Origin of the sequence: Xenorhabdus yunnanensis, from assembly GCF_028598805.1 — a bacterium.
Lineage (GTDB): Bacteria > Pseudomonadota > Gammaproteobacteria > Enterobacterales > Enterobacteriaceae > Xenorhabdus > Xenorhabdus yunnanensis.
The window spans coordinates 1-886 of sequence record NZ_JAQRFI010000182.1 but is presented as its reverse complement, the minus strand read 5'-3'; the positions used below and the strand labels follow the sequence as shown (position 1 = coordinate 886).

Sequence of the window (886 nt, the reverse complement as noted above, 5' to 3'; positions counted from 1 at the left end):
TTCTCAGCATATCCGCCAATACTTCTCGCGCTGTCTGTTGTGATGCTTCTGGTAAATCTTCAAATTTCATAATGACCTCATTTAGTTACACTGTGTTTTGATGTATTCCTGTAACCCCAGTATCATTTGCTCTGAGGTGGCAAGGTGTTATTTGATAAGTGATGCTGCATACTCAATTAGCCAAATTTTAGGGGCTACAGCTATCTGAACAACAGTGAATACACAGCGTAGAGAGACGAATCCAAGTACACAAACAGCACCAAAAAGGAGGAGGTACACTAGGGGTTCATTGTAAACAGCACTCTCTGTTGCCTTCTTCCATAAGTAACCTGCTAATAACGTCAGAATCAGAAACAAGATAAATACCAAGCCATTTACCCAAATCTGCCAAAGCATTAATTGCTCTATGACTGCGGGTAATTGATCTTTACCGAAACCAATTAAGCCATCCATGCCTGATAACGCCTTGCCAATCAGCTCAGCTAATACCTTATCTGTGTTTTCCATCGTTTCCTCTGCATTCAGTATTCACATAATCCTGCAAGTATCTTAATTTTGCGAGGTCGTTGATGATGTCTTCTCGGATATCGAGAACAATTGGTCCAGTTTCTCCAGAGAGTTCGACGGCGGTTGTAGTGACCACGCTGCCGGAGGTAACGGTTTCAGGCACGGAGGGGCAGACGGCCTTGATGCGCAGCTTGCGACGACCAGCGGCAACATCAGCCCGAAGAGTGTCAATTTCAGTCTTGGCATGGGCGAGTTCCTGAGTGTGTCGGGTATCCAGTTCTGCGAGTTGATTGATTCGCTCTTGCTGGGTGGTGATGATGGCGTTTTTCTCTGATAGCTGAGTTGTCAGTGACTCATTCTCTCCAGAGAGTCGCCCATT

General features: G+C 45.4%; 2 protein-coding genes. Both read right to left on the bottom strand.

All coding sequences use genetic code 11. The features are described 5' to 3' along the window. Positions 1-147 precede the first annotated feature (147 nt). Positions 148-507 (bottom strand): hypothetical protein, encoded by a 360-nt coding sequence (locus tag PSI23_RS21605; protein WP_273556997.1) that lies wholly within the window; start codon positions 505-507, stop codon positions 148-150. Next, positions 491-886, bottom strand: a 396-nt coding sequence (locus tag PSI23_RS21600; protein ID WP_273556996.1) for a lysis protein, incomplete at its 5' end; no start/stop codon positions are given. The genes PSI23_RS21605 and PSI23_RS21600, both read right to left, overlap by 17 nt.